At 74.1% G+C, this 4,783-nt stretch carries 4 protein-coding genes; 1 reads left to right on the forward strand and 3 read right to left on the reverse strand.

Annotated features, from left to right (window positions below; all coding sequences use genetic code 11):
* The coding region (locus ACYVI6_RS17990) for a DUF349 domain-containing protein (protein WP_460447679.1) at positions 1-1,360 on the forward strand (1,360 nt) is incomplete at its 5' end.
* A 113-nt stretch (positions 1,361-1,473) separates the two neighbouring features.
* Here the strand turns inward: ACYVI6_RS17990 and ACYVI6_RS17995 are convergent.
* From ACYVI6_RS17995 to ACYVI6_RS18005, 3 genes are all read right to left on the reverse strand, one after another.
* A complete protein-coding gene (locus ACYVI6_RS17995) occupies positions 1,474-3,912 on the reverse strand; it encodes a RelA/SpoT family protein (protein WP_460447680.1) in 2,439 nt (812 codons plus the stop codon).
* 107 nt (positions 3,913-4,019) lie between these two features.
* On the reverse strand, positions 4,020-4,589 hold the full coding sequence (locus tag ACYVI6_RS18000) for an adenine phosphoribosyltransferase (protein ID WP_460447681.1): 570 nt from the start codon (positions 4,587-4,589) through the stop codon (positions 4,020-4,022).
* Positions 4,586-4,783, reverse strand: a 198-nt coding sequence (locus ACYVI6_RS18005; protein WP_460447682.1) for a hypothetical protein, incomplete at its 5' end; no start/stop codon positions are given. The genes ACYVI6_RS18005 and ACYVI6_RS18000, both read right to left, overlap by 4 nt.

The following is a 4,783-nucleotide window of genomic DNA, read 5'->3' on the forward strand; positions in this document are numbered from 1 at the left end:
CCCGACCCCGGCCGCCGTGCCACGCCGGCCGGCCGACCGGGTCGACGCGCCGCCCGCCGCGGCTCCGGCGGCCGCCGAGCCGACCGGGCACGTCACCTCGCTGGCCGAGGCGGAGCGCTTCGGCCGCGTCGCCGACGACGGCACGGTCTTCGTGCAGCTGCCCGACGGCGGCGAGCGCGAGGTCGGCTCGTACCCGGGGGCCTCGCCGCAGGAGGCGCTGGCGTACTTCGCCCGCAAGTACGACGAGGTGCTGTCGCAGGTCGACCTGTTCGTGCAGCGGCTGACCAGCACCGACGTGCCGCCCGGCGAGATCGACACGGGCACCGCCCACCTGCGCGAGCTGGCCACCGACCTGCACGCCGTCGGCGACCTCGCGGCGCTCGACGCCCGGGTCGCCGAGCTCACCGAGCTGGCGAAGCAGCGGCGCTCGCAGGCCGACGCCGCGCGGTCGAAGGCCCGGGCGAAGGCCCGCGAGGAGCGCGAGCAGCTGGTGGTCGAGGCCGAGTCGCTGGCCGGCACCCCGCCCGAGCGCACGCAGTGGCGTGCTGACGGGCAGCGCATGCGCGACCTGTTCGAGGAGTGGAAGACCCACCAGAAGTCGGGCACCCGCCTCGACCGGCGCTCCGAGGAGGAGCTCTGGAAGCGGTTCAGCCACGCCCGCACCGCGTTCGACCGCAAGCGGCGGCAGTTCTTCGCGCACCTCGACGAGGAGCAGACGCAGGCTCGCGAGGCGAAGGACGAGCTGGTGCGTGAGGCCGAGGCGCTGCAGGGCTCGACCGACTGGGGCCCGACGGCGTCGGCCTACAAGCAGCTCATGGACCGCTGGCGCGCCGCCGGTCGCGCGGGCCGCAAGGAGGACGACGCGCTGTGGGCCCGGTTCCGGGGGGCGCAGGACGCGTTCTTCGAGGCCCGGCACGCGGCCCAGGCCGAGCAGGACGCCGAGTTCGGCGCCAACCTGCAGGTCAAGGAGGCGCTGCTCGTCGAGGCCGAGGCGCTGCTGCCGGTGCGCGACCTGGCCGCGGCCAAGCGAGCGCTGCGCGACGTGCAGGACCGCTGGGAGGCGGCCGGCAAGGTGCCCCGCGGCGACCTCGACCGCGTCGAGCGGCGGATGCGGGCGGTCGAGCAGGCGATCCGCGACGCCGAGGACAACCGGTGGCGCAGCTCGAACCCGGAGGCGCGAGCGCGGGCGCAGAGCGCGGTCGACCAGCTCGAGCAGGCCATCGCGTCGCTCGAGGACGACCTGGCGCGCGCCCGCGAGCAGCAGCGGGCCAAGCGGATCGCGGACGCCGAGGCGGCGCTCGCGGCCCGTCGCGAGTGGCTGACCCAGGCGCGCAAGGCCCTCGCCGACTTCGGCGGCTGACCCGGACGCGCGTCCCGCGCGCCCCTGTCGGAACTCTGGGGGTGATTCGGGCGCACGGCCCTCACCGACGTCGGCGTCCGACGGTTCGGGCACCCTCGAGCGCCCGGACGCGGTCAGCCGGTGCCCGGCGCGGTGGTCTGTTTGCCGCCCGCCGTCCGGTAGACGTCGAAGACGCCGTCGATGCGCCGGACGGCGTTCAGCACGTGGCCCAGGTGCGCGGGGTCGCCCATCTCGAAGCTGAACTGCGACTTGGCGACCCGGTCGCGGGTGGTCTGCACCGACGCCGACAGGATGTTGACGTGCGCGTCGGAGAGCACCCGCGTCACGTCCGACAGCAGCCGGGACCGGTCGAGCGCCTCGACCTGGATCTGCACGAGGAACAGGGTGGCCGCCGAGGGTGCCCACTCGACCTCGACGATGCGGTCGGGCTCGGCACGCAGGGTGCCGACGTTGGTGCAGTCGGTGCGGTGCACCGAGACCCCGCTGCCGCGGGTGACGAAGCCGATGACGTCGTCGCCGGGAACGGGGGTGCAGCAGCGCGCGAGCTTCACCCACAGGTCGTCGACGCCCTTCACCACCACGCCCGGGTCGCCGCTGCGCGGCCGCCGGGAGGGAGCGCTCGGGATGGTCGCCTCGGCGAGGTCCTCGCTGGCACCCTCCTCGCCGCCGAGCGACTGGACGAGCTTCGCGACGACGCTCTGCGCCGACACGTGCCCCTCGCCGATCGCCGCGTAGAGCCCGGTGATGTCGGTGTAGTGCAGCTCGGTGGCGATCGCCGTCAGGGACTCGTGCGACATCAGCCGCTGGATCGGCAGGTGCTGCTTGCGCATCACCTTGGTGATCTCGTCCTTGCCCTGCTCGACCGCCTCCTCGCGGCGCTCCTTGCTGAACCACTGGCGGATCTTGTTGCGCGCCCGCGGGCTGCGCACGAACGTCAGCCAGTCGCGGCTCGGGCCGGCCGACGGCGCCTTCGAGGTCAGCGCCTCGACGACGTCGCCGTTCTCGAGCGGGCTCTCCAGCGGCACCAGCCGCCCGTTCACCCGGCCGCCGATGCAGCGGTGGCCGACCTCGGTGTGCACGGCGTACGCGAAGTCGACCGGCGTCGACCCGGCCGGCAGCGCGACCACGTCACCCTTCGGGGTGAAGACGAAGACCTCCCGCGCGTTGATCTCGAACCGCAGCGAGTCGAGGAACTCCCCCGGGTCGGCGGTCTCGCGCTGCCAGTCGAGCAGCTGCCGCAGCCAGGCCATGTCGCCGACGCCGTCGCCGGGGCCGGTCGGCGCACCGCCGGGCTGCTCCTTGTACTTCCAGTGCGCGGCGACGCCGTACTCGGCGCGGCGGTGCATGGCGTGGGTGCGGATCTGGATCTCGACGGGCTTGCCGCCCGGGCCGATCACCGTGGTGTGCAACGACTGGTAGAGGTTGAACTTGGGCATCGCGATGTAGTCCTTGAACCGGCCGGGCACCGGGTTCCACCGCGCGTGCAGCGCACCGAGCGCCGCGTAGCAGTCGCGCACCGAGTCGACGAGCACCCGCACCGCGACGAGGTCGTAGATGTCCTCAAAGTCGCGGCCGCGGACGATCATCTTCTGGTAGATCGAGTAGTAGTGCTTCGGCCGGCCGGTGACGGTGGCCTTGAGCTTGGCCCCGCGCAGGTCGTCGGTGACCTCCTGGCGCACCTGCGCCAGGTACTCCTCGCGGGCCGGCGCGCGCTCGCTGACCAGCCGGACGATCTCGTCGTAGACCTTGGGGTACAGCGTGGCGAAGCTGAGGTCCTCGAGCTCCCACTTGATGGTGTTCATGCCGAGGCGGTGAGCCAGCGGGGCGTAGATCTCCAGCGTCTCGCGGGCCTTGCGCTGCGCCGAGGCGACCGACACGTACCGCCAGGTGCGCGCGTTGTGCAGGCGGTCGGCGAGCTTGATGACGAGCACCCGGATGTCGCGGGCCATCGCCACGACCATCTTGCGCACCGTCTCGGCCTGCGCCGCCTCGCCGTACGTGAGCTTGTCGAGCTTGGTGACGCCGTCGACCAGCGCCGCGACCTCGTCACCGAAGTCGCCGCGCAGCTGGGCCAGCGTGTACTCGGTGTCCTCGACGGTGTCGTGCAGCAGCGCGGCCACCAGGGTCGCCTCGGTCATGCCGAGCTCGGCCAGGATCGTGGTGACGGCCAGCGGGTGCGTGATGTACGGGTCGCCGCTCTTGCGCAGCTGCCCCTCGTGGGCGCGCTCGGCCACGCGGTACGCGCGCTCGATGAGCCCGACGTCGGCCTTCGGGTGGGCCGACCGCACGGCGCGCAGCAGCGGCTCGAGCACCTGGTTCGGGGCCGGCCGGCGCGGACCACCCAGCCGGTTGAGGCGGGCCCGCACCCGGTTGCCGGTGCTGACGCCGTGCCCGGTCGAGCCGGTCGATCCCATCGACGTCGAGCCGGTGGACGGTGCGGCGTCGCCGGACGTCGTGGACGTGCCGGCCTCGCCCGGCCCGCTCGTGGCCGCGGTGGCCTCCGGGTCGTCGCCGGTCGTGTCGGGCGCGACGGTGCGTGCAGAGTCGCTCACGCGCACCTCCCCTGCTCGTCGGACGTCGTGCTCCCAGTCTACGGAGAGAACACCGAGGTCGTCCTGGGGAGTCCCCCGCCTGTGGACGACGGGTCGCCGGGTCCTGGTCAGTCGCCGAGGACGACGTGCACCGGCAGGTCGCCGAGGCGAGACCGACCGCCGAGGAACGTGAGCTCCATGAGCACGGCCAGCTCGACGACCTCGCCGCCGGCGCGCGCCACGAGACCGGCCGCCGCGGCCGCCGTGCCGCCGGTCGCGAGCACGTCGTCGACGAGCGCCACCCGCGAGGCACGGTGGAAGGCGTCGGGCTGCACCTCGATGCTGGCGGTGCCGTACTCGAGGTCGTAGCTCGCGGCGACGGTCTCGCCGGGCAGCTTGCCGGCCTTGCGCACCGGGACGAACCCGACACCCAGCGCCACGGCCAGCGGCGCGCCCAGCACGAAGCCGCGCGCCTCGATGCCGGCGACCACGTCGACGCGGCCACGGTAGCGGTCGGCGAGCAGCCCGATCAGCCCGGCGAACGCCTCGCCGTCACCCAGCAGCGGCGCGATGTCCTTGAAGACGACGCCCGGGGTGGGGAAGTCCGGCACGTCGCGGATCAGCCCGCGCACCCGCTCGAGGAGCGCGGTGGGCCCCTCCTGCGCCGGCGCGCCGGTCGGCAGCCGACCGGCCGTCAACGGCGGCCCTTCGGACGCGGTCGCCGCGGCTGGTTGCGCGGACCGGTCGCCCGCTGCGGCCGGTTGCGGTCGCCGGTGACGTCGTCGGCGTCCGTGCCGCCGTCCGCCGACAGCAGGTCGTCGGCACCGCGAGCTGCGCGCGGTCGCCCGAGCACCCCGTCCGCGCCCTCGCCGCCGTCGTCGGACAGGCGGGT

Source organism: Angustibacter aerolatus (genome assembly GCF_054776675.1).